2 protein-coding genes are annotated in these 1110 nt (G+C 76.5%); one reads left to right on the top strand and one right to left on the bottom strand.

Annotated features, from left to right (window positions below; translation table 11 throughout):
• Window positions 1–976, bottom strand: a 976-nt coding sequence (locus AOK24_RS43730; RefSeq protein ID WP_420876740.1) for a helix-hairpin-helix domain-containing protein, incomplete at its 3' end; no start/stop codon positions are given.
• Between AOK24_RS43730 and AOK24_RS52945 the strand changes: the two genes are divergently transcribed.
• On the top strand, window positions 912–1110 hold a 199-nt coding region (locus AOK24_RS52945), incomplete at its 3' end, for a hypothetical protein (RefSeq protein ID WP_420876741.1). The genes AOK24_RS43730 and AOK24_RS52945 overlap by 65 nt on opposite strands.

Below are 1110 nucleotides of genomic sequence, written 5' to 3'. Positions count from 1 at the left end.
CGGCGCGGATCAGGTCGGCGGCGCTGCGGGGTGCGGCGGAGGCGGCGGTCTCCCAGGCGGGGGAGTCGTCCTTGGGGAGCGCGTTGACGATCCGGGCGAGTCCGTCGGCGAGGCTCTCCTCCGCGAGCGCGTACCGTTCGAGGCCGACCAGCACACGGACGGGACGCTCCTCCTCGTCGTCCTGCGCGGGCACGGCTCCGGGTTCCTCCAACGCGTCCTGGAAGATCAGCGCCTCCCCCTCGGCGACGGTGTCCTGTACGGCGCCGTCGGGGTCCGGCACGCCCCGCTGGGCCAGCGCGCCGGTCAACACCGACAGCTCCAGCGCGGTGTGCCCTGCCATCGCGGCCTGCTCCAGCAGCCACAGCGTCACCGCACGCCCCCGCCGCTCGTCCGCCGGCCCACACTCGGCCCCGAGCAGGGCCCGCGCGAACCCGTCCGCCTGCTCCGGCCGCACCCCGGAGACCCGCAGCAACTGCCAGGGGTCCTCCCGCAGCACCTCCGCCGCCCCCTCTCCGAGAGCCACCGCGACCTGCGCCGCCAGGGCCTCCGGCGCGGACCCACCGACGAGGACACGCCGGACGGCATCGACGAGGGCGGGGGAGGGGGCGAGGGGGTTCCCGGCGCCCCCGGAGGGCGCAGCCAGGGGGTCCCCGGCAATCCCGGGACTCGCGGCACTTCCTACGCCGCCCGTGCCACTCAAGCCACCCTCGCTTCCCGTGCCGCCCGCGCCAGCCGTGCTTCCGCTGGGCCCGAACCCGGTGTCAACCCCCGGGCCTCCGGCGGTCCTTGAGACGCCGGTGGTTCCCCCGGCGCGATCTCCCCCGCCAGGCCCGAACTCCCCAGTGGTCGCGGCGTCCCCCACCGCCGACGGAGCGGACCCGTCCGGCATCCCCCGCTCAGGACGTCGCCCGGTGCCGGGAACGCTCCGCGAGGGAGGTGCGGCGTACGCGCTCGCGGGCTTCGCGCCGCTCTCCACGGCCCGTACGGCGGCCAGCAGTTCCGCGGCGGTCCCACTCAACTTGCCGCCCGCAGCGATCGGACCGGCCTTCTCGGCCTTGCGCCGCGCGATCCGCTCCCGCTCGATCTTCTGCGCGGCGCAAGGCCGAGAAG

The sequence above is a fragment of the Streptomyces niveiscabiei genome, assembly GCF_001419795.1.
GTDB classification, from domain to species: domain Bacteria; phylum Actinomycetota; class Actinomycetes; order Streptomycetales; family Streptomycetaceae; genus Streptomyces; species Streptomyces niveiscabiei.
Note: the sequence above shows the minus strand (reverse complement) of the source record. Positions and strands in the feature narration are given on the sequence as shown.